The organism is Komagataeibacter rhaeticus, from assembly GCF_011611525.1.
Taxonomy (GTDB): Bacteria; Pseudomonadota; Alphaproteobacteria; order Acetobacterales; family Acetobacteraceae; genus Komagataeibacter; species Komagataeibacter rhaeticus.
On sequence record NZ_CP050139.1, the window covers coordinates 1,261,616 to 1,288,387 of the forward strand.

The window sequence follows — 26,772 nt, forward strand, 5'->3', positions numbered from 1 at the left end:
TTTCCTTACATATGGGTTGGGGCCGGGTTCATTCGGCCCAGTCAAAGGATTTCTGTACGGCCTTCTTCCACCACGCCAGGTAACGCGCGCGCTGTTCCGGCGGCATGGTGGGCTGCCAGGTGCGGTCCACTTCCCAGTTGGCGCGCAGGTCATCAATGTTTTTCCAGTACCCCACCGCCAGGCCGGCAGCGTAGGCCGCGCCCAGCGCGGTGGTTTCCACCACCTTTGGCCGGACAACCGGCACGTTCAGGATATCGGCCTGGAACTGCATGAGCAGTTCGTTCGCCACCATGCCGCCATCGGTTTTCAGGCTGCGCAGTACGATGCCGCTGTCTTCCTCCATGGCGGCCACGACATCGCGCACCTGATAGGCCGTGGCCTCCAGTGTCGCGCGGGCAAAATGCGCGCGTGTGACGTAGCGGGTCAGTCCGACAATGACGCCCCGGGCATTCTCCTTCCAGTATGGGGCGTACAGGCCGGAAAACGCCGGCACGATATAGACGCCGCCGTTATCCGCCACGCTGCGCGCCAGCGGTTCGATCTGTGTCGCCAGATCAAACAGCTTCAGGTTGTCGCGCAGCCACTGCACCAGCGCGCCTGTAATGGCGATGGAGCCTTCCAGCGCGTAACGGGGTTCTTCCGTGCCAAACTGGTAGGCCACCGTTGTCAGCAGCCCCGCCTTTGACTGGACCGGGTCGGTGCCGGTATTCATCAGCAGGAATGATCCGGTGCCGTAGGTATTCTTGGCCTCGCCGGGGGAAAAACAGGTCTGCCCGACCAGGGCCGCCTGCTGGTCGCCCAGAATGCCGGCCAGTTTCGTGCCCTGCAGGCTGGGGATCGTGATCGTGCCATATACCTGCGAGGAGGGCACGATACGGGGCAGGCAGGCGGCGGGAATGGAAAAGGCCGCGAGCATATCCTCATCCCACGCGCAGGTTTTCAGGTTCATGAGCTGGGTGCGTGAGGCATTGGTCACATCGGTGATGTGGATGCCGCCCCTGGTCCCCCCCGTCAGGTTCCATGAAAGCCAGCTGTCCACCGTGCCGAACAGCGCCTGTCCGCTTTCGGCCTTCTGGCGCGCGCCTTCCACGTTATCGAGCAGCCAGCGTAGTTTGAGGCCCGCAAAATAGCTTGCCAGCGGCAGGCCGGTAATGGCGCGGAAGCGGTCCTGCCCCCCATCGCGGCCATATTCGCTGACCAGCTGGTCCACGCGCGTGTCCTGCCATACGATGGCATTGTGGAGCGGCAGGCCCGTTGTCCTGTCCCACAGCACGGCGGTTTCACGCTGGTTGGTAATCCCGACCGATACCAGGCTGGCGGCACCCAGATTGGCGCGCGCCATGGCGGCGCCAATCATTTCATTGGTGTTTTCAAGAATTTCGATGGGATCATGTTCAACCCAGCCGGGGCGGGGATAGATCTGGCGGTGCTCCTTCTGGGCAACGGAAACGATTGTTCCCTTCCGGTCGAATATCATGAACCGGGAACTGGTCGTGCCCTGGTCTATCGCGCCAACGTAGTCCGTCATGCTGCATTCCTTTTTTGTTTTTATGTTCTGTCCATGATATTTCATGACCTGGTCGTGTCGTTGCCCGCGGGTGGCAGCCCCCGCATGGAACCGTGGCCTGCGCATCTGCCCTGTCGCGGTCCATGGCGTTCGCCTGGGGGCGGATGGTCAGAGATTTGTGGTGAACTGGAACCCGATCACCGCCGCGTCATGGAAGGTCGTGGTGGCACCCGGGCGCTGGAGATACTGGAAATCGGGCTGGAAGGCCGTGCCACGGGCCACATGGATGCTGTAGAAGGCTTCCCACACGTTCTCATGGCTCTGTATGCCGTAAACGGCGCCCCACTGGTTGGACAGGTAGGGCAGGCCAAGCGCCAGCGAGGATTCCTGCTGCAGGGTGACGGTATGGCCCATTTCCATATACTGGAACATGGCCCCGACCTGATCCAGCGGGCGGCCCCAGGGGGTGCCGCTCTGCAGCAGGCCGATCCATTCATGATCGCGCATGGCCACCTGGCTGCCCTGGGTGTAGTCAGCGCCACCAATCACGATCAGGCCGTTGGCCAGGCCATCCCCGCTGCGGTGGATCATCTGGTTGAACAGGAACCATGCCGCATTCATGCCGGATTCATAGCGGCGCGGCAGTCCGGTCGCCTGGAAGGAATTGCCGTTTATGTCGGCATACAGGTTGGGATAGCGCGAATTGTCATACCAGTACCCGATCTTGTAGTGCCCCAGCAGATGATGGCGGCCAAAGGAAGGGCTCCAGCCGATCTCGACCTGCGAGGAAAGCTTGCCCAGTCCGTCCTGGCCCAGCGCCCAGCCCGATATGCCGCCATTATAGGCATGGGGGCTGACGGCAAAGATGCCGCCCATGATGTAGGTCCGCAGCGTGGGGCGCACCCGCAGCACCGCCCCCAGGTTGCCCGATGGCCAGTCACGACCGCCCGGCACGTATTTGGAAGGTGCCGGGTTGCCGCATACCGATACGTTCATGAACGAACAGGCCAGATAGTCCTGATTGAAGAAACTGCCCGTGGGTATGACACCGACCGAAAGGATGATCCGGTCACGCAGGAACCCCTTGTCAGCATACATGTCCACCAGATGGGCGACCACATTGCCGCGCGCGCCATATATTTCTTCAGGATTGGTGATCGAGTCCCCTATGGCATTGGACAGGCTACTGCCATGTCCGTTTACAACCAGCATATGGGTCCAGAAAGACGGAACCCCCGCCAGGCGCTGCCAGTCGATGTCCAGTGCGCCCGCAACCTGTCCGGCCGCCACGTTGGCGCGCTGCCTGCCGCCGGTAACGTTGCCCATATATTCCTCATTGACCGTGACGTTGAGGAAAATGCCCCGGTTCGTCAGCCATGGCTGAATGCCGCCCCAGTCCCCGAACAGATGGGGGGAGGCGGTCAGCATGGGCACAAGGGGGCCGATCGCCACCTGCCCCATTTCGGTCATGGGAAAGGCGGCCGGGTCATAATGGGTTGTGAAGGCGGTCTTGGCTGTTTCTGTCTGGGCCAATACTTCGGACGTGAGCGTGCAACCGATGAACAGCATGCCCACCGCAACAGCCAGAAGTCTGATGCGGACGGGGATGAAGTTCCATTTTATTGCAGACTTGTTCTCGTTATTGGCGCATGTCTTGATGACACACATTGTCTGCTCTCCCTTCCCGGGCGTACTGGCGCCTCGGGTTCGGCTATCAGGAACAGAGTGTGTATCGGCCCACGGGGAAGAAAGATTTTATTCATGAATAACACAATTTTGTGATATTTTTCTTTAATTTTTATTTGAACAGAATGGCTTTCGTAAGAAAACTACATCAGTCTCCGGTAATGGAGAGGATCAATCACAATCCACGCTCCATATGCCCCGCTACGATCATGGTTCGGTGGATGTGTCCGGGATTCCTGCCGGCCGTCCCGGTCAGCGCACACGACCATGTGGTCATGGCCTGTGAACCGGAACACCATGAAAAAACACGGGCACGGGACATAGCCCCGCGGCCTGTCATGTCGCCCTTGCTGGTGCCCGGCGGGTACGATGCCCTTGCATGATCCGGATCGTGTTCCATGCGGGCCATGTTCCGGGCATCACCCATTCAAGGAGGCAGGGAGCCGCCACACGGCAGTGGCTGCCCCCTGATGCAGGCGGACGGGACCCGGCTGATCCGGGAAACGGAGCGGGGACCAGCGGAAGGTTTCCAACGCCACCTTCTTCCTGCGCAAAGGCGGCATTACCTTAGGCCCGCGTCACGCCCCGGCCGCGCGCTGGAACCGGATTATGCTGCGTGACAGGCGCCCTTCGGCCCAGTTGGGCATCTTGCGCCATGGGGTCAGGACATTGGCGTGTCCGTCCTTTATCACAACGGTCCGGCGCTGTTCCGTCCCGACCCATTCAGGTGCCCATGCGGTCTGGACATTCGTGATCCACTGGTTGCCTTCCACCCGGTAGCGGCCGATATAGGCCACCAGCGTCTTCATGAGCCGTGCCCGTTCCGCATCATTTTTTGCCGGATGGCGGTGGCTGCCCTCAAGGTTGAAGGCCACCCAGCCATCGGCCGTGAACACGACGCGGCCCCGTGGCGTAGGCCCCATGGCCGGGATGAAGGCGCCGCTTTCCTTCTCTTCCACCCTGTAGGACACGAGTTCCCATGTCCCGACAAGTTTCTGCCGCAGTTCTTCGCCTTCAAGCATGGTTTCGGGCTGCTGCATGGTGTCCTGAACGGGCATCTTTTTATGTCTCCATCGCTGATGCTTGGCACCGGTGCACGCGCAGTGTCGGTGTCTGTCGGCGGTAACATGCCTTTTACCTGGACAGGCCGGTAGTGATCTGTAAGGAAAAATAATATTGCGAAAAACGCAATAAAGGCAGGCGGGAGGCGACGGAATTGTCTTATGATGAAATTGGAGACCTGCGTTTTTTCAGTGCGTTGGTGGATGCAGGCAGCCTGACGGCCGCCGCGCGGGGACTGGGCACGTCCCCTGCCGCCGTATCGCGGCGGCTGGCGCGCATAGAAGCCAGGCTGGGCAGCACGCTGGTCATCCGCAATACACGCCATTTCGGGCTGAGTGAGACGGGGCGTCTCTATTACGAACGTGGCCTGGCGATCGTGGCCGAGATTGATTACCTGGAGGAGGAAATCTCCTCTTCCACCCGTGCGCCAAGGGGCACGCTGGGCATAGGTGCGCCGGTGGAACTGGGGCGTCGCCAGATCGCCCCTTTCATCGAGGCTTTCAGTGCCCGCCACCCGAAGCTGAACATCAATCTCGCCCTGGCATCAGAAGGGGTCTATGATTTCAGTGACTCGCTTGATGTCGTGCTCCGGTTGGGCCTGCCTGATACGCCCGGTGCCGTGGTGACCCGCCTGGCTTCGACCATGCGGGTATTGTGTGCCTCTCCCGACTATATCCGGCGCCGTTCATTGCCCGCGCATCCGCGTGAGCTGGTCCGGCATGACTGTTTGTGCCTGCGTCGCAACAAGACCATGGCCCTGCTCAACCGCTGGGCCATCGGGAATGACACGGAAACGGAAGTGGTGACGGTCGAGCCACGCCTTTCCGCCACCAATGCGGAAATCATTCATGACTGGGCGCTGTCGGGGCAGGGGATTGCCTATAAACTGCTCTGTGATGTGTACCAGGACCTGGAAGAGGGAAAACTCGTACGCATCTTTCCAGACCTGCAGGGTGAAAAGATCGACCTGTACGCCGTTCTGCCAGGTCGCCAGCATACACGGGCCAGTGTCCGGGCCTTCGTGAATGAACTCCGGCCCTATATCCGCACTGCAGGCTTCATGGATCAGGGATAACCCTGCCTTCCGGTGCCATCGGGGCCGGAAAACTGTCTCGGATATGAGACAGTCTGGCCGAAACGGGACAAACCTTTGTGATGGCATTCGGGTAAGGCATGGCCCTTTTCGGGCGCTTCATGCTGAACAGGGGCATGGGCTGGACGCGATAGGGAACCGTTACCTTCACATATCGTGCTGCCACAGGAGAACGATGAAAGATACGCGGCATGCAGGAAACGAGTGGAGAGATATTATCGCTCCTGACATCTTTGTTATGGCCTGTAACGGGAACGGGCCGGTTTGCGCAGGGCGGGTCCACGCCTGAAATCCGGCACGAAACCGTAATACCCCCAACCGCATGGCGGCATGGCGCAGCCATACCTGCCTGCCCGATGGCCGTGCGGCCTGCCCCATGCGGGACGTTCCGGTGGGCGCTGGCCCGCGCTGTCCGCCCCGCGGATGGCAGCGGAAAGGAGCGCCAGGCCGGCATGATGCATGATATGCCGCGATTTCAGACACATGGCAGCCAGCCGTCAGGCACGGGCCGGCACCATTGCGGTGGCAATATTGTGACCGGCAGCGGCGTTGTGTCCGGCCGCGCAAGGGCCGATGATCATCGGCGTCCTTTCAATCGTAATGACGGCAAGGTCATGCGGAGCCGTCACGCCCCCGTGGATGGTCAGGCACCAGTCATGCCCCGGTCATCCGGATGCCCGATGGTACGCATCATGGTGCCATGGCCCAATAAACAACAATAACCGTGCAGGACTCCGGCCCCCGCCGGATGCCGCAGCTTTACATGGAAATTTCTCCCATGCGTCTGACAGAAAGAGCGGTATGGCTGCATGCCGTGCTGTGTCTCACCATTCCGCCCGCAGTGCTTTTCCTTGCGTCCGGGGCCAGGGCATCGGATGTGACCCTGGGGATAATCGGCCCCCATGAATATGACCTGCCGGTTGATTTCAAGCCATTCAACGTGCTGGTCCAATACGGTGATGGCAACGCCGCGGGGCATTCCTATAATAGTCTGGGCGCGCGCAAGCCGACGGGGGGCAGCCATACCTGGTCAGGCATGACGAAATATGTGCACTTCCGCAGTTTTGAAGCCATTCCCCATGTCGGCTTTGCCTTCGAACTGATCCAGAGCGAGAGCTACAGCCTGGCGGATGGCACGAATTATGGTGGGCTTGGCCCGACCATTGTCGGGCCAGCGGCGTGGTTCAAGCCCAACAAACACAGTACTTTCGGCATCCAGACCTTCATGCAGACGGCAGTTGGCACGCGGGATGCGACATCACCCAATTACTGGTCCAACATTTCCAGTTTCATTTTTGACTATGAATGGAAGCATTTCAGCTTCGATGGCGATGCCGGGACCGTGGCGGGGGCTGCCAAACATGTGAAGGGGGGACACACCTATTCCCCCGGCGTAGTGTTCTATACCAACCTGCGTTTCAGCTGGAAGGCGACCCGTCTGTTCGAACCGTTTTTTGCACTGGACTGGCAGAATGTAAAAGGCACGTACGACCGGACAGCCGGGCAGTATCTGGATGATTCCAACAGCCGCGAGGTAACCCTGGGGGCGGGTGCGATGTTCAATATTTCACAGCATCTTTCCTTCACGACACGATATTCGCATTCTGTTGATGGGCGAAACGTGCCGGAAAGTAATGCATATTACGTGAAATTCGTCTATCTGTGGTAAAATGAAAAGTAGAGTGCCAGATAACGGTTTTCAAATATTGCCAGATCATTACATGAAGCCGTTTCGGGAAAACTTCAGGGCCTCCTCAGGTGCATGACGGAAGGCAGGATTACGGTGCAGGGGGATACACAGGGATGAATACGCTTTGCAGTCGGCCCATGCCCCGCCCCGGGCCGGCTTTACAGGGGACGGTCACGACCGAGATCATCAAGTCCTGGCAGCGCTGCCTGTCCTCCTATAATCTTGATCCGTCACAGCGGTGGAAGGCGGAGGTCCTGTCCGGGGCGGAACTGCGTCATGTCAGCCACCGCTCCGCCGCCCTGCTGGGGACCGCCATGCCGGAAATGCGGCGGCTGTTCAGACTGGTGCAGGGGCTGGATCTCATGGTGTTGCTGGCCGATCCCGACGCGACCATCCTGGCACGTAACATAGATGATGCGCATCTGCCCCTGTGCACCAGGCTTGCCCTGCGGGAAGGGGCGATATGGGATGAACGGATTGCCGGAACAAACGGGATCGGCACGGCTGTGCAGGACTGCTGCGCCATCTTTCTGGGTGAGGGCGAGCACTGGCGTTTCTGTTTCTCGCTGCTGGCCAGCTATGCGGTACCGGTTTTCAATGCGGTGGGGCAGGTGGCGGGGGTGATCAACCTTGCCGCCTTCAACGGTCCCGCAACAGCCGGCGTTGCGCCGCTTGTGCTGGATACATTGCAGCAGTCCGGTCGCCGGATCGAGGAACAGCTGTTCCGTGATTACCATATGGGCGAAAGAATACTGAGCCTTGGCCCGGCAGAAGGCTGTTCCGCATCGCTGGTCGCCATCAACCGCGATGGTGAGGTGACCGGTGCGACCCGTGGGGCCCGCATGCTGACAGGCTGGACGGATGACATGATCCGCACGCATCCCAACCTGCTGGGCACGCTGGCGGTGGAGGACCGGATCAGCTTTCGCAGGGCAGAGGAAAATGTCATCCGCTCCGCCCTTGCGCTGGCGCATGGCAATGTAGCCGCGACGGCCCGTAACCTTGGCATCGGGCGTGCGACATTATACCGCAAGATGAAGATGCTGGGCCTGCGCTGATCCGGGCGCACGGGGCGTGCGGCATGGACACCCCGGCCCGGTGAACGGGTGCCACGCATGGCAGGCTCTCCTTACCCGCACTGGTTTTTAACCGCCCGTATTTATAATGGCCTTTCTGACCGCAGGTTAGGATGCCACAGATGAAATTGACCTTTCTTACGTCAGGTATGATGCTTGCCTTTGCGGCATATTCATCATTCTCGATCAGCGATGCCTATTCAAAGCTTCTGGCCGGGCAACTGGACCCGTTCGAGGTGGCGTTCTCCGGCGGGGTATTCGGTTTCCTGATCATTCCGTTCATCCGCCTGCCCAGTGAATCCTACCTTGATATTTTCTCTCCCAGGCATCCGGGCATGTGGCTGGTCCGGGCCGTGGCAACCTTTGCCGCCACGGCCGCCAGTGTGGAGGCCTTCATGCTTCTGCCCATGCCTGAAGCGCTGTCGCTCATGTTTCTCATGCCGCTTTTTGTCACCATCCTTTCCGTGACCCTGCTGCGCGAGAAGGTGTCGGGTTGGGCCTGGCTGTCCGTTGTCCTGGGGTTTGTGGGGGTGCTGATCGTGCTGCGGCCCGGGATGCGCGCGCTGCATCTGGGGCATCTCTGTGCCCTGATCGCTGCTGTTGCCAATGCGGTCGGGGTCACTGCCTACCGGCTGGCCGGGAACAATACGCCACGACTCTCGCTGTTCGGGTCCAGCCTGTTCGGGCCGCTGGTGGGGGACGGGGCGCTCATGTTCGCGCATGCGCACTGGCCGCATGGCGCGCGGGTGTGGATGTTCCTGTTCGGGTACGGTTTTCTGGCGGCACTGGGGCAACTGTTCATGATGATGGCCACCGCCCGCGCACCAGCCAACCGGGTGGCCCTGCCGCAGTACAGCCAGATGTTATGGGCGGTGGCGTTCAGCTACTTCCTGTTTCATCAGCCGCTGGATGGCTGGACCTTTGCGGGTATTACCGTTGTAACCCTGTCGGGCATGCTGAACTGGGTCCGCCAGCGCATACATTATGAGCATCTGGCCCTGGAGGAACGACGTGCGGCAAGGCTGCACCTGTCCGTACTCCCTGCGGGCAGGGAAAGATAACGGGCCGGGTTGCCGGTTCCCGCAACGCTTGCGGGCTGGGCCGGGGCCTGCCCGTAAAATGTTCCGCAGGGCATAAGAAAGCCCCCGGATGCTGCCTTCCCGCAGGAAGGCGACAGCCGGGGGCTGGTGTTTTTATCGATGATCAGTCAAGCGCGACAACGGCTTCGGTTGTCAGCACACGGAACACGAAGCTTTCCTGCAGGTAGAGTTCAACCGTGTCCGCCGTATGTCCCAGATACCCGATCGAGAAATCCTGCCCGATATCAAGGGCAAAATCCCCCCCACGCATCGATACGACAAATGCGCCCTCAATGGCGGGTGCCCAGATGATGCTGCCGTCGATCAGGCTTTCGACATGCTTGCGGACAGGATAGCCATCCTCGTCTCCCCCGTTCAGGGCAAGATAGGCCTGCGCCCCCAGTACGACGGAATAGGGGCCATTGACCCCGGCCAGACGCAGCGTATTGAGTGCATCGGCAAGGGCGTGCGGATAGTCCCTGGCGGAAGCGGGCAGGCTTAGATGGGGATTGGAACTGCCCTGGCGTAACCCGCGGATGCCGGCGGCTGCGTAACCATCAAAAACCGCCCGGTCCTCCGCAAAGGCAATTTTCCTTGCGGCATCCTTTACGGGCTGCCAGTCGGAATCGCATGATCCGCGTTCCACGGCATCAATTTCTTCACGCGACAGGGTGAAGGGCACGCGCAGTTCAACCAGGGGCAGCACTTCACGGCGTAGCGCCTGAATCCCTTCATGGGGGGCCGCGATCCGTGTGCCCCGTCCGGAACCGACCCCGGCAAATGCCGTTCCTTTGGGTTCGGATGTATCGACCACGCGCCGTCCGGCAAGGTGACGGCGGATGGTACGGGTGGCTTCATCCTCGATTTCCGTCCATGCGGCACTGGAAACCGGGGCCAGATGCTTGTGAAGATTGTTCATGTCAGACGTCCTTTCTGAGTGAGCCGATCCCGAGGGAACCGTCATGCGGGCTGGCCATCTCCGGCGCGGGTTTGGCCGGGCCAGCGGTTTCGGCAGGTCGCGCGTCAGGTAGGGGGAAGGCGGGGGCATTATCCAGAAAATCAGCGGTGGGAATGAAGAACAGGGCGCCCCCCACGGCGGTACTGACATCCAGTATCCTGTCGTAATTGCCCGGGGGGCTGCCCACAAACATGTTCTGCAACATCTGTTCTACCCGTGTGGGTGAACGGGCATAACCGATGAAATACGTGCCGAACTCACCACTGCCCACTTTTCCAAACGGCATGTTGTCGCGCAGTATCTGGATCTGTTCGCCGTTTTCTTCAATGTTGGTCAGTACGTTGTGGGCGTAACTTGGTTTTTCCGCTTCAGGCAGTTCAATATCGGATACTTTCCTGCGGCCGATTATATGCTCCTGTACTTCAGTGGGTATGGCATCCCATTTCTTCAGGTCATGCAGGTATTTCTGTACTATGACGTAGCTGCCGCCGCTAAAGGGGGTATCTTCCGCTCCGATCAGCGTTGCGTCCCGTGCGGCCTGGCCTGTCGGGTTTTCCGTTCCATCGACAAAGCCCAGCAGGTCACGCTCATCGAAATATTTGAACCCATGCACCTCATCCACGACATCGGCGGCCCCTTCCAGGCGGGAGACGATGTTGGTGGCCAGTTCAAAGCACAGGTCCATCCGCGTTGCGCGGATATGGAAAAGCAGGTCCCCCGGCGTGGAGGGTGCATGATGGACACCGTTGATCTCCACAAACGGGTGGAGTTCACGCGGGCGGGGGCCGCCAAACAGCCGGTCCCATGCATCCGAACCGATGCCCGTGATGCAGCTGAGCTGGCCATCGGGAATCCGGAAGCCGACAGCACGCTGAAGCGATGAAAGATCGCCCATCAGGTCCCGGACCGTCTGGTCGGCCGTTTTGGCCCCGGTCAGGGTCAGGACCAGAAAAATGGCGGCCCGGGTCAGTTTTGTATCAACGGGTTGTGGTGTGGCCAACGGACTGAAGCTCCCTGTGGGTGATACGGATGTAACACGTCAGGGCACCCAGCATAGGCGTATGGCCGATTGTGACAAGGGAGGCGGCACGACAAAATAACAGGAGCGCCGATGGAACAGGAAGGCTGATAAACAGGATGGATAAGATCATTTTATCCCCTTATCCCTGTAACGCCACAAATAAAAAACGGGCATGCGGGGCATGAGTGGCTTCTGCGCGTCAGTCGCGCCCCCAGTGGCGCGCATGCCGTAGCCGGAAAACCTATCCCTTCATCCTGATGGGCGCGCGGACCAGCATGAGCGAGACGAGTGCCGCCATGATCAGTGCGGCCGCGCACATGTACCATGCCATGTCAAAACTGCCGGTATAGAAGACGATGTAGCCGGTCAGGATGGGTGAAAGCAGTCCCAGGGAGTTGCTGCATGTCAACGTGACACCGGTAACGGTGCCGATTTTCTGGCCATCTTCCACCAGGTCGGTTAGCAGCGCGGTATTGGCGCCATTGGCGGCAATCAGGCAGGCAAGCGAAACCGACAGGACCAGCAGGATGGGGGCCATGGTATGGAAATGGGGCAGAAGCCCGATCGTGGAAGCCCCGGTCAGGCAGGCCGCGACAATATAGCGCCGCCGGGGGGGATGAATTTCATTGCGGAATACAACCTGTTCAAATACACGGCCAATAATGATGGCACCGATGGCAGCCGACAGGTAGCACAGGGCCGTTCTGGTGCCCGTTCCGGTTGTATCGATGTGAAGTTCGTGCATGAGATAGAGCGGCATCCATGACATGACCAGAAAATTCAGGTAATTCTGGGTGCATTGCACGGTCAGTATGCCGATAAAGGAGGATGAGCGGAACAGGTCCCGGATCTGTGCCAGCGATATGGGTTCCCTGCGGGGGGCGGTGGCCTTTTGCGCGGGGTCGCGGTAAACCAGCCACCATACGACAGCCCAGAGCAGCCCGATCCCACCCAGCGCCACGAATTCGAAGCGCCATCCGAACAGGGTGATCAGATAGGCGCCAGCAATCGTGCCACCGGCCAGTCCCAGTTGCATGCCGGTCAGCAACACGGTCATGACCGACCCGCGTTCACGCGGTAGCGCCCAGTTCCGCACGACGGTCGCCCCGACCCCGAAGGTCGGGGCCTCCCCTATGCCCAGCAGCACCCGGGTCATGAGGAACTGGGTGATGTTATGGACCATGCCCCCCAGCAGCATGGCCAGGGACCATACACTGACCGCAAGGCTGCCAATGACGCGCGCGCCGACCATGTCCAGCACGATGGTGGAGGGCAAGTTGAGCAGGAAATACGACCACAGGAAACTGGACGAGACCCAGCCCATCTGCACCGGGGTCAGGGTAAATTCCTTTCCCAGCGTGGGCAGCGCGATGGAAAGTGCCGCGCGGTCCCCGTAACTGATGACATACATCAGAAAGACAAGGACGAAGAACACGTAACGGGAAGGGACGGTCCGCGCTTCGCGCGCGCTGGTCGCAGCGTCACCTGTCATCATGCTACCTGACTCCTGATGGGTCATGAACGGGAAGGGGGGGCAGGGCGGTACCGCCGCGGTGACTGGCTGCCATCACGGTGGTGTCCCGGTTGCGGCATCCATGGTGCCTGTCGCCACCGCCTCCTGCTGCCGGGCGGGGCGGTCATGGCGCAGCATCCACACGCCGGAACCCACAATCAGCAGGCCACCGCACATCATGGCCACGCCGGGGACTTCACCAAAGCCGAACCAGCCGATCAGCCCGGCCCATAGCAGGCCGGAATAGGCAAAGGGGCCAATGGCGGAAACCTGTGCTGAAGCAAAGGCTTCGGTCTGCAAGACCTGGGCAATGCCGGCAAAGGCGCCCACGGCCACAAGGCACAGGGCATCCGTCATGCCTGGCGTGGTCCAGATGAAGGGCAGCGGCAGCGCGGTCATGAGCGTCATCAGGATCGCCTGCCACAGGGCGATGGTGGTGCTGGCCTCGGTTGCCGAGAGCTGGCGGATCTGCATGGTGGTCAGCGCACCCACGGCGCCCTGCGCCAAGGCTACGAAATAGGCCCAGTTGGGTACAGTGGCCGCACTGCCGTGCAGCAACCCCTTGCCGGACGCCACCACCAGCACGCCCGCAAACCCGATGGAGACGGCAATCCAGCGCTGGAGGGACGGCTTTTCATGCAGCAGCGGTATGGACAGCAGGACCAGGAAAAGCGGCTGGGTATAGGACAGTACCTGCTGCTCCGCCAGCGGCAGCCGGGTCACCGTCACCACCACCATGATCATGCTGACAAGCCCCACTACCGAGCGCAGCAGGTGGCCGCCAAAATGGTGGGTCTTAAGGATTATCTTCGTGCGCGCCGCAATAAGCAGGACAAAGGGAAGTGAAAACAGGTTGCGGAAGAAAATGATCTCAAGCGCCGGGAGCTGCGTGCCGGTCAGCTTCTGCAGGGCATTCAGGGCTGCCGTGAACAGGGTGGCCGATGCCAGCAGGAGTGCGCCGCGCTTCAGGTCATGCTTCATTCTGTCTTAACCCCGTTGCACGACATATAGGCAGGTGCAGTTCATGATGGACCAGAAATACCGGCTGGATGCCGGATTTATGTTACGATATGGTAACGCTTTGCGTGAAGCCCCGCATCGATCCCGCCATGCCGGAAGCATCGATCAGGACAGGAACGGATCAGTCCGTAATCTGGTTTGCAGGCGTCAGCACGCCCCCATTGGCTTCGATCTCGCTGCGGATGGCCCGGGCCAGTTCAAGTGAGCCGGGCGTGTCGCTATGCACAAGGATGGAACGCGCGCTGACGGGCAGCGTGCTTCCTTCAATCGTGGTGACACAGCCGTCATGCAGGAACTGCCTGACCCGTGCCTGTACCGCCGCCAGGTCGTGAATGACCGCACCTGGCTGCCCGCGTGGTACCAGCGCGCCCGTGGGCAGGTAGGCGCGATCGGCCAGGAACAGGGTCCGGGTGCGCAGGCCCACCTTTTCCGCCGCGCGCTGCGTGGGCTGGCCGGGCATGCAGAACACGGTCAGTTCCCGGTCCAGTGCGGCAATGGCGCGCACAAGACGCAGGGCCAGTGCTTCATCCGCGTTGGCCATGGTGCCAAAGGCCGCGTGGTAGCTGACATGCGTGACACGGTGGCCATGCCGGGCAGCAATACCCTGCAGCGCGCCGATCTGGTATGTCATCATGGCTTCCATGTCCGCGTCGGACACGCTCATGGTCCGGCGGCCAAAGCCGATCAGGTCCGGCAGGCCGGGATGGGCGCCAATACCCACGCCCTTTTCCTTTGCCAGCCTGACCGTACGGTCCATGATGGCATAGTCCCCCGCATGGAAGCCGCAGGCGATGTTGGCGGAGGAAATGGTGTCCATCAGCCCGTCATCATCGGCAATCCGCCAGCGGCCGAAACCTTCGCCCATATCGGAATTGAGATCGATCTTCATGCCTTCTCTCCTGCCTTTGCGCCGCTGCGGCACCGGGCGGATTTTTGATAATGCGCGACCATCATCCGCAGGTCATCCAGATAGGCCGCAACCGGCTGCATGGCGGCAACGCCCTGCTGGTGGGTGCATTCATGGAAGCGGATGCGCGTGCCGATACGCGCCTGCGCCAGCCGCCACAGATCGGCCTCGATCACCGTGGCGATGCGGGGGTAGCCGCCCGCCGTGTTGGCATCGGCCAGTTGCACGATCGGCTCGCCTGCCGGGGGAACCTGCACAATGCCGGGTACGATGCCGTAGGAGCGCAGTTCAACCGCATGATGCAGGCGCAATGATTCCCCCGCCAGCCGGTAGCCCACGCGGTTGCTCTGGGGCGTGATGCGCCAGGGTGTGTGCCAGAACCGCTGTTGGGAATCAGGGGTGAAAAGCGCATAGTCCGTTGCGGGAATGGCGCGCAGGTTGACGGTGCGGGGTTCGCCCTCATCATATTCGTCGCCCACGGCCACCGTGGGGGGCAGGGCACCATAGCCGGACAGATGACGGGTGGTGGCACCCGTGGCCAGGGTGTCACCCGCTTCCAGTGGTCGGCCATCCAGCCCACCAAACGCACCGCGCAACTGCGTGCTGCGTGAACCTAGCACGCCGGGCACGTCAATCCCGCCCGCAACGCACACATAACCACGCGCCCCCCATGTGGGCGGGCCGACCCGCAGGACCTGGCCTGCCCCTGCGGTCTCGACCGACCAGGGCAGGATTTTCATGCCATCAAGCGTGATTTCGGCATCGATCCCGGTTATGGCAAAGCTGGTCGTGGCATCGAAGCGTATGGAAAACGGATAGGTCTGCAGTTCAATGCAGGCATCCCCGCGCGCATTGCCCAGCAGGATGTTGCCGACCTCAAGCGCCAGTGGGTCCATGACCCCCGACGAGCCGACCCCCAGGTTGCGATAGCCCGGCCGACCCAGGTCCTGCACCGTGTTCAGGGGGGGTGTTTCAAGGATCGTGATCACAGGTCTATGCTTTCCGGATAGAAGCGGATGCGGTCCCCGATGGCGAACAGGGATGGCGGATCGCGCTGCGGGTCGAACAGGGAGAGTTCGGCATACCCGATGGAATTCCAGCCATTGGGTCCGGTCAGTGCGGAAATGCCGGCCTGCATGCCGCCAATTGTCACGGTGCCCGCCGGCATGTTGAGCGAGGGGACTGCCTTGCGCGGCGTGGCGATGCGCGGGTCAAGCCCGTGCAGGTAGCCAAACCCCGGCGCGCTGCCAATGGCACAGACCGTGTAGTCGTTGCCATGGTGCAGGGCGATGACCTCCCGCGGGGACAGGTTCGCATGTTCCGCCACGGCCGCCAGATCTTCCCCCAGCGTGCCGCCGTACCGTACGCCGACTTCAAAAAGGCGGCCCCTGATATGCCGTTCGGGCAGGGTTGCCCACTGGTGGCGCAGCCAGCCGGCCACCTGTTCCGGGTCATGGGGGGGATGGGTGAACACAAGCATGAGGTTGGTCACGCCGGGAATGAGTTCGGCCACGTCCGGCCGGTCCTGTGCCGCCTGCATCAGTGCCCATATCCGGCGCTGGCTGGCCATGGTGAACGCGCCGGGGGCTTCAAACAGCATGGCGCGGGTACCGATCATGCTGATGGCGGGGGCCAGGCCCGTGGTGCGCTCCAGATCGCGCGTCGTATCCGTGTTCAAAATACACAGTCCCTAGAACAGTGCCGCCATGCCGTGGGAAAGGGGCAGGATGGGGCATTTTAGGATCACAACCGTAACGAAACGGGAGTCGGGCCGCCCGGTGCCTGAAGATAAGGGTAGGGGGGTTTCGGTAATGATGGCCAGTGCAATTCTTGCTGTGAGGCTATCGGATAATCTTATGGCTCAATGGCGTAGCGTTGGTATCGTATTATGTTATGGCGTAAGAACGAACTGCTCTTGGCGCTGTGGTTTTGGCGCCGGTAGCATGAAACAATACTCTGTGCCCGGTCGCGCATTGCGTGGCCGGGCGGATTTTTCTCTGTTGCAGGATTGGGTCCCATTACAATGAGCAACCAGCCGTATCGTACCGCTCTCGTTACTGGCGCGTCATCTGGCATTGGTGCCGCAATTGTCCGTCGCCTGAGTGAGGCGGGGATTGAAGTGCATGCCGTGGCACGCGACGCAAAGCGGCTGGCGCAGCTGGCGGAAGAAACCGGCTGCATTGCGCATGCGCTCAGCGTATCCGACCAGGCGGGGATCGAGGCGCTGGTCAAGAGCGTGGAAATCGATGTCCTGATCAACAATGCCGGTCAGTCCCGCACCGGCAACATCACCAGGACCACGGTGGAGGATATCGACGCGCTGGTGGATGTAAACCTGCGCGCCGTCCTGCAGCTGACCCGTCTTGTGCTGCCGGGCATGATCGCACGCGACCGCGGGCATGTCGTCAATATCAGCTCGATTGCCGGGCATTACGCCTTTGCCGGTGGCAACACGGTCTATCATGCAACCAAGGCAGGGGTACACTCCCTGTCCCAGCAACTGCGCTGTGACCTGTTTGGCAAGCATATCCGGGTGACGGAAGTCTCGCCCGCGCGGGTGGAAACCGAAGTATTCGGCCGCCTGATCGGTGACATGGCGGAAGCCAAGAAGCGGTTCTTTGACGAATATGAATCACTGCTGCCCGAGGATATCGCCAATTCGGTCGCCTTTGCCGTGCTGGCGCCGCAGCGGATGAATGTCAGCTTCATGGAAGTGCTGCCGACCATGCAGGTCGTGGGTGGTCTCAATTTCGCAAAGAAAACGGCTGAAGCGGTGTAACGCCAGTGGATATCCCACAGCTCAAGCGGTTGATAGACCTGCTGGCCCACACTCCGGTAGCGGAGCTTGAGGCCGAGGAAGATGGCAGGAAAATACGCATAACCCGCGGCGCGGCCCCGCAGCCGCATGTGGCCGTGTCCCGCGCGCCCGCATCCGTTGGCGGGAAAGGGGCGGCCCTGTCCGCCGCCGCCGTGCCCGCGCAGGCCACCCCGGCCGAAGGGCGGGTCATAAAATCGCCCTCATACGGCATTTTTCACCTCTCCTCGTCCCCCGGCACGCCGCCTTACGTAACGGTGGGGGACGAGGTGAAGGAAGGACAGCAGGTAGGGCTGGTGGAGGCAATGAAAGTGTTCAACGCGGTCAAGGCAACGCTGGCGGGCCGGATTACCGCAATCCTGGTGGAAGACGGCGCGGAAGTGGAAGCAGGCACCCCCCTGTTCCGTCTGGCATGAGTAAGCCCGTGCGTTTTGAAAGGGTCCTGATCGCCAATCGTGGCGAGATCGCCCTGCGGATCCAGCGGGCCTGCCGCAAGCTGGGCCTTGAGACCGTTGCCGTCCATTCGGAAGCGGATGCCGAAAGCCGCCATGTGCGCGAAGCCGACGTGGCGCTGTGCATTGGCCCGCCAGCGGCCGCGCGCAGCTATCTGGACCCCGATGGGCTTTTGCTTGCGGCAAAGCTTACGGGTGCCACGGCAATCCACCCCGGTTATGGCTTCCTTTCGGAAAATGCGGATTTTGCCGATGCGGTCGAAGCGGCGGGCCTGACCTTTATCGGCCCCACGGGCGCATCCATCCGCATGATGGGTGACAAGATTACCGCCAAGCGCGCCATGCGTGATGCCGGTGTGCCCTGCGTGCCCGGTTCCGACGGCCCCCTGCCCGCCGATATGGAAGAAGTGCACGCCCTTGCGCGTGAGATCGGGTTCCCGGTCATTGTCAAGGCATCCGGCGGTGGTGGCGGGCGTGGCATGCGGGTGGTGCAGACACCCGATGAACTGACCCAGGCGGTCACGCTTACGGCCAAGGAAGCCCAGCAGGCTTTCGGTAATCCGACCCTGTATCTTGAACGCTTCATGCAGAAGCCGCGGCATGTTGAAATTCAGGTACTGTGTGACACGCACGGCACCGCCCTGTGGCTTGGCGCGCGGGACTGCTCGCTCCAGCGCCGCCACCAGAAAGTGCTGGAAGAAGCGCCGGCGCCGGGCATAGAACCGGACACGATTGCCCGGATTGGCGAACGCTGTGCCGAAGCCTGCCGCCGTATTGGCTACCGGGGGGCGGGTACGTTCGAATTCCTGTATGAAGACGGGGTATTCGCCTTTATTGAAATGAATACCCGCGTGCAGGTCGAACACCCCATTACGGAGGAGACGACCGGCATCGACATCGTGGCCGAACAGCTGCGTATTGCCCAGGGGGAAGCGCTGCATATCCGCCAGCAGGATATCCGGCAGAACGGCCATGCCATCGAATGCCGCCTGAATGCGGAAGATGCCGCGACCTTTTTCCCATCGCCCGGCACCATCACGCGCTGGGACCTGCCCGGCGGGCCGGGAATCCGCGTCGATACGCATGTGGTAAGCGGCTATACGGTGCAGCCTTATTATGACTCCCTTATCGGCAAGATCATAAGCCACGGGGCGACACGGGCGGAAGCCATTGCACGCCTGCGCGTGGCGCTGGCGGAAATGCGGGTGGAAGGGGTGTCCACCAATATTCCCCTGCATCAGGACCTGCTGGCGGACCCGCAGTTCCAGCAGGGGGGCGTGGACATCCACTACCTTGAACGATGGCTTGCGGAAAGAACGGAATCATGAACAACGCGCCAAAGCTGATCCCGGCGTTTGATACACTGCCTGATCCGGACGAGATTGCCCGGATTGCAGGCTGGCTTGCTGATGCGGGTCTTGAATCGCTTGAGCTGTCGAATGATGCCGGTATCAGGCTGCTGATCCGCGTGCCGCAGGCCGCACAGGCTGAGGAGGGGCAGGACAGGCTGCCGGCTCCGGCACGGTTGGCCGAGGCAGTGGATACGGTTGCCGCCACGGCGCCCTATTTCGGGCATCTGTGCCTGACCCATCCCCTGCGTGACGTGCCCTTCGCGCCCGTGGGGGCGCAGGTCAGCAGGAATGATGTCGTCGCACTCCTGACCCTGGAAAGCCTGCAACTGCCCGTGCGGGCACCCGTAAGTGGCGAAGTGGTGGATGTTGTGGCCCAGCCCGGTGCGCTGCTGGGTTACGGCGCAAAAATCCTTGAGATCCGTCCCGACCATCAGGACTAGACAGGTTACACGGGCAGGTCTTTCCGCTGGCACTGACCTGCATAATCAGGAAAGGTCGGGCGCACCAGTCAGGTGCGCCCGGCCTTTCGTGTTATAAATTATTCAAAAATAATAAAAGGTTTTGGGTGTCGCCTGTTTTCAAAAAGGCGACGGTCTTTGAAGCTTTTTGAAAAAAGCTTCACCAAAAAAACCCTTATGCTTGCCGGATGCTACGTGGATTGGCTTTTCAAGCAGTTTCCGGCCTGACTTTACTTCAGGCCGGTCACGAATTCGGCAATCCGGCGGCAGCCTTCGCGCAGGGTGGCGGTATCGGTCGCGTAGGAAATGCGGAAGAAGGGACTCATACCGTAAGCCGCACCCTGCACGGATGCCACCTGCTGTTCCTCCAGCAGCGCCATGACGAAATCGGTATCGTTTTCTATCCTGCGGCCCCCGGCACTGGTCTTACCCATGCACGCGCTGATATCGGGATAGACATAGAAGGCCCCCTGCGGGGTATGGCACTGCACGCCGGGAATGGCATTGAGCAGGCTGACCACCAGATCACGCCGCGCCTGGTATTCCGCCGCACGATCCTTCAGGAAATCCTGAGGGCCTTCCAGCGCGGCCAGGGCCGCTGCCTGCGCCAAAGTGTTGATGCCGCTGGTAGACTGGCCCTGCATGTTGTTCATGGCGGCAATCAGGTCGCGCGGCCCACCGCAGAAACCGACACGCCAGCCGGTCATGGCATAGGCCTTGGAAACACCGTTTACCGTCAGCACGCGGTCCTTCAGGCGCGGTTCGACTTCCGCCAGTGTGCAGAACTGGAAGTCATCATAGACCAGATGCTCATAGATATCGTCCGTCAGGATCCAGACATGCGGGTGCTTGAGCAGGACGGCGGCGATTTCCTCCATGTCCTTGCGCGGGCAGCACGCGCCGGTCGGGTTGCTGGGGAAGTTCAGGACCAGCCACTTGGTTGCTGGCGTAATGGCCGCATTCAGATCGGTAGCCGACAGCCGGAAATTGTTGCTGGCGGGACACGGAACCTGCACGATGCTGGCACCGCCGAGACGGGCGATATCGGCATAGCTGATCCAGTACGGGGTGGGCAGGACCACTTCATCACCGGGGTTGATCGTCGCCATCATGGCGTCATAGATGATCTGCTTGGCGCCATTGGCCACCAGGATTTCATCCAGCGCGTAATCCAGGTGGTTCTCACGCTGGAATTTGGCCTGGATGGCCTTTTTCAGCGCGGGCTTGCCGGCCTGCGGCGGGTATTTCGTATCCCCCGCGCGGGCGGCGGCTATGGCGGCATCCACCGCATGGACGGGCGTGGGGAAATCAGGTTCACCGGAGGACAGGCTGATGATCCTGAGCCCTTCCGCCCTGAGTTCGGAAGCCTTGTCGGTCATGGCGGCGGAGGCCGAGATTCCTATTCCATTCAGTCGGTCTGCAAAGCCAGGCATTAACGGTCTCTCCGGTCTTGAATACATGAATGAGCGCGCGCGCGTCGGCGCATACCGTAAATCGTTTCGGACAGGATTAGATACCGCCGAAAATTGTCTGACCCCATATAACAATCCTATGGGGGCAAAGCGGGTCGGCACCGATACGATCAGCGACAGAAGGAACCGTTTCAGGGCGCTGCTGCCGCCCGTAGGGGCGTGTTCCTGTCGGGATCATTCCAGCCAGTGGTAGTCAAGATGACCGATATATCCTCCTGCGCGTCCGCTTCCACGGTACGGCGGCCCGATGTCCTGTCTGAATCATCACGGCGCGGCGCGGAAGGGCCTGCCCGCAGGGAGCGTGACCTGCTGGGGGAAGTCACGCTGCCGCCGGGCGCGTTATGGGGCGTGCATACCCAGCGTGCGTGTGAGAACTTTCCCATAAGTGGCACCCCTGTCGGCGCCTTTGCGGAACTGGTCGAGGCACTGGTTACGGTAAAGCGCGCGGCGGCACGGGCCAATCTGGAACTGGGCTATCTGGATGCGCAGCGCGCACGGGCGATTGATGCCGCCTGTGCGCGCATCCTGGCCGATCCTGCCTACCGGGCGCATTTCGTGGTGGATGCCATGCAGGGTGGGGCAGGTACGTCCACCAACATGAACGCCAATGAAGTCATTGCCAATGTAGCCCTTGAGGTGCTGGGCCAGAAACCGGGTGATTACGCCTTCATTCACCCCAACGACCATGTCAACATGGCGCAGTCGACCAATGATGTCTATCCGACCGCGCTCAGGCTTGGATTGTGGCTGGCGGTTGACCCGCTGGTGGCTGCGCTGGAGGCGCTTGCGGCGGCTCTGGGTGACAGGGCGGATGCGTTTGCCACCATTCTCAAGGTGGGGCGCACGCAGTTGCGTGATGCCGTGCCCATGACATTGGGCCAGGAATTCCGGGCGTTCCAGACCGCGATCAGAACCGAGATCAACAGCCTGAAAACCCATGCCCGTGCCTTTGGCCAGATCAGTCTGGGCGGCACGGCCATCGGCACGGGCCTGAATACCGACCCCCGATATGCCGGCGCTGCGGTAGCACAGTTGCGGGAACTGACCGGACGGCCCCTGTCCAGCGCGCCGGACCTGATCGAGGCGACATCGGATGTCGGGGTTTTCGTACTCTTTTCGGGCGTGCTGAAGCGTCTGGCGCTCAAGCTGTCCAAGATGTCCAGTGACCTGCGCCTGCTGTCCAGCGGGCCGCGCGCGGGACTGGGGGAGATCGTGCTGCCCGCCGTTCAGGCCGGTTCGTCCATCATGCCGGGCAAGGTCAATCCGGTCATACCCGAAGCGGTCAACCAGGTTGCCTATCTGGTGGCGGGGCATGACCTTACCGTTACCATGTGCGCCGATGGCGGGCAGTTGCAGCTGAATGCCTTCGAACCCATGATTGGCTACTGCCTGTTTTCATCCATCAGCACATTGCGGGCCGCGATCAATATCCTGACCACTCGCTGCGTCGCGGGCATTACGGCCGATACGGCCCGTTGCCAGCATCTGTCCGACATCAATATCGGCATCGTAACAGCCCTGGTGCCGGTGCTGGGATATGACAGATGCGCCGCCATTGCCAAACGGGCCCTGGCCGAGCAGCGCACGGTGGTGGATCTGATCGTGGAGGAGAAGTACCTGTCGCGTGAAGAACTGGCGACACTGCTGCGTCCCGAAGCCCTGACCCGGCCCAACCTGCATGGCCAGGCAGGCTGAATGGTCAGGTGGTGGCCTGCGTGCCGGGCCAGTTGCGGGATGTGGCCATGGCGCGGGCCAGTTCGATCAGCAGTTCCCGCACGGCAACCGATGCCTCGGTTTCCGGAATGATTTCAGGAATGCAGAGGGAGACATCTTCCTGTATGACCGGATTGCGCAGCGGGTAGATACGCGACCGGCCCGGTACCATGATGCGGCTTGCCACCGACCAGGGCAGGATCGTGCTGCCGATCCCTTCTTCTATGGCGCCCTGCAGGGTACTGAGCGCTTCAATTTCTGCCACGATATGTGGCTCAAGCTGCTTGCGCAGGAACGCCATGTCAACGCTTTTGCGGACGAAGTTGTGCTTGGGTGGCAGCAGAAGGGCAATGTCCTTGATATCCACCAGCTGGACCGCCCCGGCGTCATCCTGGGGGAATTCCAGGCCGTGGGGGGCCAGCAGGAAGAACTCCTCTTTCATCAGCGGCGTGAAGATGACGCCCTTGATCGGCCCCGCACCATGGATGACCGCCATGTCCAGCCGCCCGGTCATGATCAGTTCGCTATAGATGTCATCAAAGCTTTCGGTCAGGTGCAGCGTAATGTTGGGCAGGCGTGCGCGTACCCGGCGCAGCAGTTCGACCGACAGGGTGGACCCCGCGCTGTAGGGAGACAGTCCGACCGAGACCTTGCCGACAAGCGGCCCCGCGCCCTGGCTGATTTCCACCATGGCGCGGTCGAACTGCTTGGTCAGCGTCTGGGCATGGCGATAGAGTTCCGAACCCGCGGTTGTAGGGGTGACACCGCTTTTGCTGCGGATGACGAGTTTCTGCTTGAACACGCTTTCCAGCGTTGCAAGCTGCTGGCTCAGGGCGGGCTGGGCAATATTCAGCAGATCGGCCGCACGGGAGATGCTGCCCAGATCGATTATTTTCACAAAAGCCTGAAGCCGTCGTATATCCAACTGGAACTCCATTCCCATGCGCGGGTTGCATTTTGCCAAGGATAGGATTCACCTTGCAATATGTCAACAAAAACAATGATGTAATGAAAATGTTTCTTTAAATTAACGTTCTGCCCCCTGTCACGCCTGCCGCCGCGCGGCCATGGCAGCATCCGCGCCTGATGGATGACTGGTGGCGGGAAAATAAAAATAGAATGTATTTCCAGTCATGTAGTGTTGTCGGGATAATGGAAAAAGCCTGCGGGCAAGCAAGATATTAATAATCTATATGACGCCACATCATAACGTATCCGTATCATAACCTCACACATATTCGTTACGACATAGTCCGGCGGTATCAGGGGGATGCAATGGTAGGCCTATCAAAACGGAAGTTATATTTGGTGGCTGGGGTGGCGTTTGGTACATGTGCGCCTGCCGTTGGCAAGGCTGCGACGACACCGTCCTACACGCCGGAAAAACATTACAGGCCTGCTACCAAAAAGGCTGTGGCACCACCGGCTCCGCATGCCGTGGCGACGTCGGTCCGGGCTTCCGCCACGCCGGAAGTCATTCATGTGGGCGGGCATTCGACCAATTCCGTCTTTTCGCCCGCAACCGCGCGGCACAGCACGACGCAGGTCACGGTGGTGACGGGGGCTGAACTGCTCAAGACCGGGCAGAGCAACGTGCTGTCCGCGCTGGCGCAGGCCAACCCGGCCATCACCACGGCCGCACTGCCGGGGGGCGGTGCCAGTTCCTTTGTGCAGACCATGCAGCTGCGTGGTCAGTCACCTGACGATACGCTTATCCTGGTCAACGGGCATCGCCGGCATATCGGTGCCAATTTCAACTCCAACTCCGGCACCAACTGGGGCAGTGAGCCTGCCGATATCTCGCTCATCCCCATTACCGCGATTGACCATATCGAGGTGATTACGGAAGGCGCGTCCGCGCTGTACGGGCAGGATGCGATAGCGGGGGCGGTCAATATCGTGCTCAAGCGCGATACGCATGGCGGCAGCATAAACTTCAAGAATAGTGGGTATTACGCGGGCGATGGCCAGGCGCTGGATGGTTCGGCCAGTTATGCCATGGCGATCGGCAACAAGGGCGGCTATCTGGATCTGGCAGCGCAGGTCACCCACCAGTTACCAACCACGCGCGGCGGTGACTTCTATGGCACGCTGTTCGATGATTCCCGTAATGAAACGGCAAACCGCAATGTGCAGCGTGGCCTGGGCATCCCCAAATCCACACTGGAAACACTGAGCGAAAATATGTCCGTGCCGTTTGGCAACGGGTTCAGTTTCTACAGCACGTCCACCTTCTCGCACCGTCGTGCCAATGTGGCCGAGACCTACCGCAGCGCCGCCAGCACGGATACATGGATCAATACCGGCCTGTATCCCAATGGCGACCAGCCCTACATCACCATGGACCAGTATGATTTCGAGACCGATAACGGGATCCGTACCCGCAAATTCGGCTTCGCATGGGATGCCTATGTGACCTACGGCCGCGATGCGCAGCAGTATGGCACAAAGGATTCAGAAAATGTGTCCATCCCCGGCAGCACCCAGACGTCGTTCTATGATGGTTCGTCCATTTCATCGGAACTGACAACGGGCCTGCGCGGGTCACGCTCCTTCAGGACCGGCTTCCTGCCCCGTGACATCAATTTGAAGTTTGGCGCGGAATACCGTCACGACACGTTCCAGATGACCGAGGGCGAAACCGCGTCATGGAGCGGGCTGGGGGCCACGGACCATCCCGGTAACGTGCCGCTGGCCGTGACGAACCAGAACCGTGACGTGTATGAAGGCTTTGCCAACCTTGACTTCTATGTAACCGACAAGTGGGAATGGACCCTGGGCGGCCGTGTCGCCAGCTACAACAACCTTGCCACGGTTGAAACCGGGTCGGTCGGCACGCGTTACAACTTCAACAAGCGCTGGGCCATCCGTGCCAACATCAACAGCGGTTACCGGCCGCCGACGCTGGGGGAAATGTCGTATTTCTATTCGGCACCCTATCCCGGTTATACGGTTGACCAGGTTCCGGCCAACAGCGCGATTGCCAAATCCCTTGGTGCGGGCACCATGAAGGGTGAATACTCGCGCAGCTATACAATCGGGCTTGATGCGACGCCGGTGGACAATTTCCATGTAACGGGAAATCTGTATTATATTGCGATCAACGACCGTCTGGGCAGCACAAAGACCTACAGCGTTGATTCAAGCGATACGGCCCTGGTGGATGCCCTGAAGTATTACAACCTGGAAAGTGCCACATCGCTTTCCTATTACGCCAATCTGTATAATACACAGACTTTCGGCGGCGATTTCAGCGCGGATTATACCCTGCATACCAGCCATTATGGCAAGTTCCGCTTTGCCATGGGCATCAACTTTTCCGATAACGAAATCCGTTCCTCCCGCAGCAGCCTGGTCAATGAATACACCAAGGAAATGGTGCTGCACGCGGCCCCCAAGAACCGTGAGCAGATCAGCATAAACTGGCAGTATGGCAAGTGGTCGGTCTTTGCGCAGGAAATGCGGTACGGTTCCATCATTTACATGGCCGCCCCGACCGGCCCCGGTGGCGTGCCGTTTGAACAGAACCCCGCCTTCATCACCAACCTGGAAGTTGACTACAAGGTGATGCCGAAATGGACCATTGGCGTGGGTGCCAATAATATTGGCAACAAGTATCCGACCCGTGTGCCGACCGCCGTATCCAATACACAGCAGGGACTGACAAAATACCCGTCCTATTCCCCCTATGGTTTCAGTGGTGGCATGTATTATGTCAAGACATCGCTTGATTTCTAGGGGGCGGGCAGGGGGCCTGCCGGCCAGATCCTGACTGTCAGCATGCCTTTCCCATCCCGGCTGCAGGCCGTGCGGGACGGATGAATGGACAGGGTTATGAATACATTATGAAATCATGCTCCCGGCCCCTGCGGCCGGGATTTTTTTTGGTTACCCTGTT

22 protein-coding genes are annotated in these 26,772 nt (G+C 60.5%); 10 read left to right on the forward strand and 12 right to left on the reverse strand.

Annotated features, from left to right (window positions below):
* Nucleotides 1–28: 28 nt before the first annotated feature.
* The 3 genes from glpK to GWK63_RS05805 all read right to left on the reverse strand — a co-directional run bounded on the left by glpK (nt 29) and on the right by GWK63_RS05805 (nt 4,251).
* Nucleotides 29–1,528, reverse strand: a complete 1,500-nt coding sequence (gene glpK, locus GWK63_RS05795) for a glycerol kinase GlpK (RefSeq protein WP_039998799.1) — start codon at nt 1,526–1,528, stop codon at nt 29–31.
* Between the two features lie 147 nt (nt 1,529–1,675).
* Nucleotides 1,676–3,175, reverse strand: a complete 1,500-nt coding sequence (locus GWK63_RS05800; RefSeq protein WP_007398015.1) for a carbohydrate porin — start codon at nt 3,173–3,175, stop codon at nt 1,676–1,678.
* Nucleotides 3,176–3,771: 596 nt separating this feature from the next.
* Nucleotides 3,772–4,251, reverse strand: coding sequence for a lipocalin-like domain-containing protein (locus GWK63_RS05805; RefSeq protein ID WP_007398019.1), 480 nt, complete (start codon nt 4,249–4,251; stop codon nt 3,772–3,774).
* Between the two features lie 158 nt (nt 4,252–4,409).
* Here GWK63_RS05805 and GWK63_RS05810 point away from each other — a divergent pair, with 158 nt between their 5' ends.
* From GWK63_RS05810 to GWK63_RS05825, 4 genes are all read left to right on the forward strand, one after another.
* A complete protein-coding gene (locus GWK63_RS05810; RefSeq protein WP_007398020.1) occupies nt 4,410–5,330 on the forward strand; it encodes a LysR family transcriptional regulator in 921 nt (306 codons plus the stop codon).
* A gap of 796 nt (nt 5,331–6,126) precedes the next feature.
* The gene (locus tag GWK63_RS05815; RefSeq protein ID WP_039998801.1) at nt 6,127–7,017 is read left to right on the forward strand and encodes a transporter; all 891 of its coding nucleotides are present in this window, start codon (nt 6,127–6,129) and stop codon (nt 7,015–7,017) included.
* A gap of 158 nt (nt 7,018–7,175) precedes the next feature.
* Nucleotides 7,176–8,096: a helix-turn-helix domain-containing protein gene (locus GWK63_RS05820; protein WP_223846657.1), complete on the forward strand. Its 921-nt coding sequence runs from the start codon at nt 7,176–7,178 to the stop codon at nt 8,094–8,096.
* A 140-nt stretch (nt 8,097–8,236) separates the two neighbouring features.
* A complete protein-coding gene (locus GWK63_RS05825) occupies nt 8,237–9,175 on the forward strand; it encodes a DMT family transporter (protein ID WP_039998732.1) in 939 nt (312 codons plus the stop codon).
* Between the two features lie 142 nt (nt 9,176–9,317).
* Here GWK63_RS05825 and GWK63_RS05830 read toward each other — a convergent pair whose 3' ends face one another.
* The 7 genes from GWK63_RS05830 to pxpB form a co-directional block, all read right to left on the reverse strand.
* Entirely contained in the window at nt 9,318–10,112 is a 795-nt protein-coding gene (locus GWK63_RS05830; protein ID WP_007398027.1) for a family 1 encapsulin nanocompartment shell protein, read from the reverse strand.
* A gap of 1 nt (nt 10,113) precedes the next feature.
* Nucleotides 10,114–11,151, reverse strand: a complete 1,038-nt coding sequence (locus GWK63_RS05835; RefSeq protein ID WP_007398028.1) for a Dyp-type peroxidase — start codon at nt 11,149–11,151, stop codon at nt 10,114–10,116.
* Between the two features lie 262 nt (nt 11,152–11,413).
* On the reverse strand, nt 11,414–12,667 hold the full coding sequence (locus tag GWK63_RS05840) for an MFS transporter (RefSeq protein ID WP_007398030.1): 1,254 nt from the start codon (nt 12,665–12,667) through the stop codon (nt 11,414–11,416).
* 72 nt (nt 12,668–12,739) lie between these two features.
* Entirely contained in the window at nt 12,740–13,666 is a 927-nt protein-coding gene (locus GWK63_RS05845) for a DMT family transporter (protein WP_007398031.1), read from the reverse strand.
* A gap of 160 nt (nt 13,667–13,826) precedes the next feature.
* Nucleotides 13,827–14,594 carry a LamB/YcsF family protein gene (locus GWK63_RS05850; protein WP_039998733.1) on the reverse strand — a complete coding sequence of 256 codons (768 nt, stop codon included), beginning with the start codon at nt 14,592–14,594 and terminating at the stop codon, nt 13,827–13,829.
* Entirely contained in the window at nt 14,591–15,601 is a 1,011-nt protein-coding gene (locus GWK63_RS05855; RefSeq protein WP_007398033.1) for a 5-oxoprolinase subunit C family protein, read from the reverse strand. The genes GWK63_RS05850 and GWK63_RS05855 overlap by 4 nt, the downstream gene beginning before the upstream one ends.
* Nucleotides 15,598–16,230, reverse strand: a complete 633-nt coding sequence (pxpB, locus tag GWK63_RS05860; protein WP_083824429.1) for a 5-oxoprolinase subunit PxpB — start codon at nt 16,228–16,230, stop codon at nt 15,598–15,600. The genes GWK63_RS05855 and pxpB overlap by 4 nt, the downstream gene beginning before the upstream one ends.
* Nucleotides 16,231–16,635: 405 nt before the next feature.
* Between pxpB and GWK63_RS05865 the strand changes: the two genes are divergently transcribed.
* From GWK63_RS05865 to GWK63_RS05880, 4 genes are read left to right on the forward strand one after another with little or no spacing between them, the layout of a single operon-like run.
* Nucleotides 16,636–17,391, forward strand: a complete 756-nt coding sequence (locus GWK63_RS05865) for an SDR family oxidoreductase (protein ID WP_007398035.1) — start codon at nt 16,636–16,638, stop codon at nt 17,389–17,391.
* Nucleotides 17,392–17,396: 5 nt separating this feature from the next.
* Nucleotides 17,397–17,843, forward strand: a complete 447-nt coding sequence (locus GWK63_RS05870; protein WP_007398036.1) for an acetyl-CoA carboxylase biotin carboxyl carrier protein — start codon at nt 17,397–17,399, stop codon at nt 17,841–17,843.
* On the forward strand, nt 17,840–19,207 hold the full coding sequence (gene accC, locus GWK63_RS05875) for an acetyl-CoA carboxylase biotin carboxylase subunit (RefSeq protein WP_039998734.1): 1,368 nt from the start codon (nt 17,840–17,842) through the stop codon (nt 19,205–19,207). Before GWK63_RS05870 ends, accC begins: the two co-directional genes overlap by 4 nt.
* The gene (locus tag GWK63_RS05880; RefSeq protein ID WP_039998735.1) at nt 19,204–19,671 is read left to right on the forward strand and encodes an acetyl-CoA carboxylase; all 468 of its coding nucleotides are present in this window, start codon (nt 19,204–19,206) and stop codon (nt 19,669–19,671) included. The genes accC and GWK63_RS05880 overlap by 4 nt, the downstream gene beginning before the upstream one ends.
* A 248-nt stretch (nt 19,672–19,919) precedes the next feature.
* Here the strand turns inward: GWK63_RS05880 and GWK63_RS05885 are convergent, their stop codons facing one another.
* Nucleotides 19,920–21,122, reverse strand: coding sequence for a pyridoxal phosphate-dependent aminotransferase (locus GWK63_RS05885; RefSeq protein ID WP_039998736.1), 1,203 nt, complete (start codon nt 21,120–21,122; stop codon nt 19,920–19,922).
* Nucleotides 21,123–21,359: 237 nt separating this feature from the next.
* Between GWK63_RS05885 and GWK63_RS05890 the strand changes: the two genes are divergently transcribed.
* Nucleotides 21,360–22,856: an aspartate ammonia-lyase gene (locus GWK63_RS05890; RefSeq protein ID WP_083824430.1), complete on the forward strand. Its 1,497-nt coding sequence runs from the start codon at nt 21,360–21,362 to the stop codon at nt 22,854–22,856.
* Between the two features lie 4 nt (nt 22,857–22,860).
* Here the strand turns inward: GWK63_RS05890 and GWK63_RS05895 are convergent, their stop codons facing one another.
* Nucleotides 22,861–23,799, reverse strand: coding sequence for a LysR substrate-binding domain-containing protein (locus GWK63_RS05895; protein WP_034932589.1), 939 nt, complete (start codon nt 23,797–23,799; stop codon nt 22,861–22,863).
* 350 nt (nt 23,800–24,149) lie between these two features.
* On the opposite strand from GWK63_RS05895, the gene GWK63_RS05900 reads away from it, so the two are divergent.
* Nucleotides 24,150–26,612, forward strand: coding sequence for a TonB-dependent receptor plug domain-containing protein (locus tag GWK63_RS05900; RefSeq protein ID WP_172459710.1), 2,463 nt, complete (start codon nt 24,150–24,152; stop codon nt 26,610–26,612).
* Nucleotides 26,613–26,772 lie beyond the last annotated feature (160 nt).

Bases quoted from the DNA above. Each gene is read 5' to 3' on its own strand.
- glpK (WP_039998799.1), bottom strand. From the start codon at position 1,528: ATGACGGACTACGTTGGCGCGATAGACCAGGGCACGACCAGTTCCCGG.
- GWK63_RS05800 (WP_007398015.1), bottom strand. From the start codon at position 3,175: ATGTGTGTCATCAAGACATGCGCCAATAACGAGAACAAGTCTGCAATA.
- GWK63_RS05805 (WP_007398019.1), bottom strand. From the start codon at position 4,251: ATGCCCGTTCAGGACACCATGCAGCAGCCCGAAACCATGCTTGAAGGC.
- GWK63_RS05815 (WP_039998801.1), top strand. From the start codon at position 6,127: ATGCGTCTGACAGAAAGAGCGGTATGGCTGCATGCCGTGCTGTGTCTC.
- GWK63_RS05820 (WP_223846657.1), top strand. From the start codon at position 7,176: ATGCCCCGCCCCGGGCCGGCTTTACAGGGGACGGTCACGACCGAGATC.
- GWK63_RS05825 (WP_039998732.1), top strand. From the start codon at position 8,237: ATGAAATTGACCTTTCTTACGTCAGGTATGATGCTTGCCTTTGCGGCA.
- GWK63_RS05830 (WP_007398027.1), bottom strand. From the start codon at position 10,112: ATGAACAATCTTCACAAGCATCTGGCCCCGGTTTCCAGTGCCGCATGG.
- GWK63_RS05840 (WP_007398030.1), bottom strand. From the start codon at position 12,667: ATGATGACAGGTGACGCTGCGACCAGCGCGCGCGAAGCGCGGACCGTC.
- GWK63_RS05845 (WP_007398031.1), bottom strand. From the start codon at position 13,666: ATGAAGCATGACCTGAAGCGCGGCGCACTCCTGCTGGCATCGGCCACC.
- GWK63_RS05850 (WP_039998733.1), bottom strand. From the start codon at position 14,594: ATGAAGATCGATCTCAATTCCGATATGGGCGAAGGTTTCGGCCGCTGG.
- pxpB (WP_083824429.1), bottom strand. From the start codon at position 16,230: ATGATCGGTACCCGCGCCATGCTGTTTGAAGCCCCCGGCGCGTTCACC.
- GWK63_RS05865 (WP_007398035.1), top strand. From the start codon at position 16,636: ATGAGCAACCAGCCGTATCGTACCGCTCTCGTTACTGGCGCGTCATCT.
- accC (WP_039998734.1), top strand. From the start codon at position 17,840: ATGAGTAAGCCCGTGCGTTTTGAAAGGGTCCTGATCGCCAATCGTGGC.
- GWK63_RS05880 (WP_039998735.1), top strand. From the start codon at position 19,204: ATGAACAACGCGCCAAAGCTGATCCCGGCGTTTGATACACTGCCTGAT.
- GWK63_RS05885 (WP_039998736.1), bottom strand. From the start codon at position 21,122: ATGCCTGGCTTTGCAGACCGACTGAATGGAATAGGAATCTCGGCCTCC.
- GWK63_RS05890 (WP_083824430.1), top strand. From the start codon at position 21,360: ATGACCGATATATCCTCCTGCGCGTCCGCTTCCACGGTACGGCGGCCC.
- GWK63_RS05900 (WP_172459710.1), top strand. From the start codon at position 24,150: ATGGTAGGCCTATCAAAACGGAAGTTATATTTGGTGGCTGGGGTGGCG.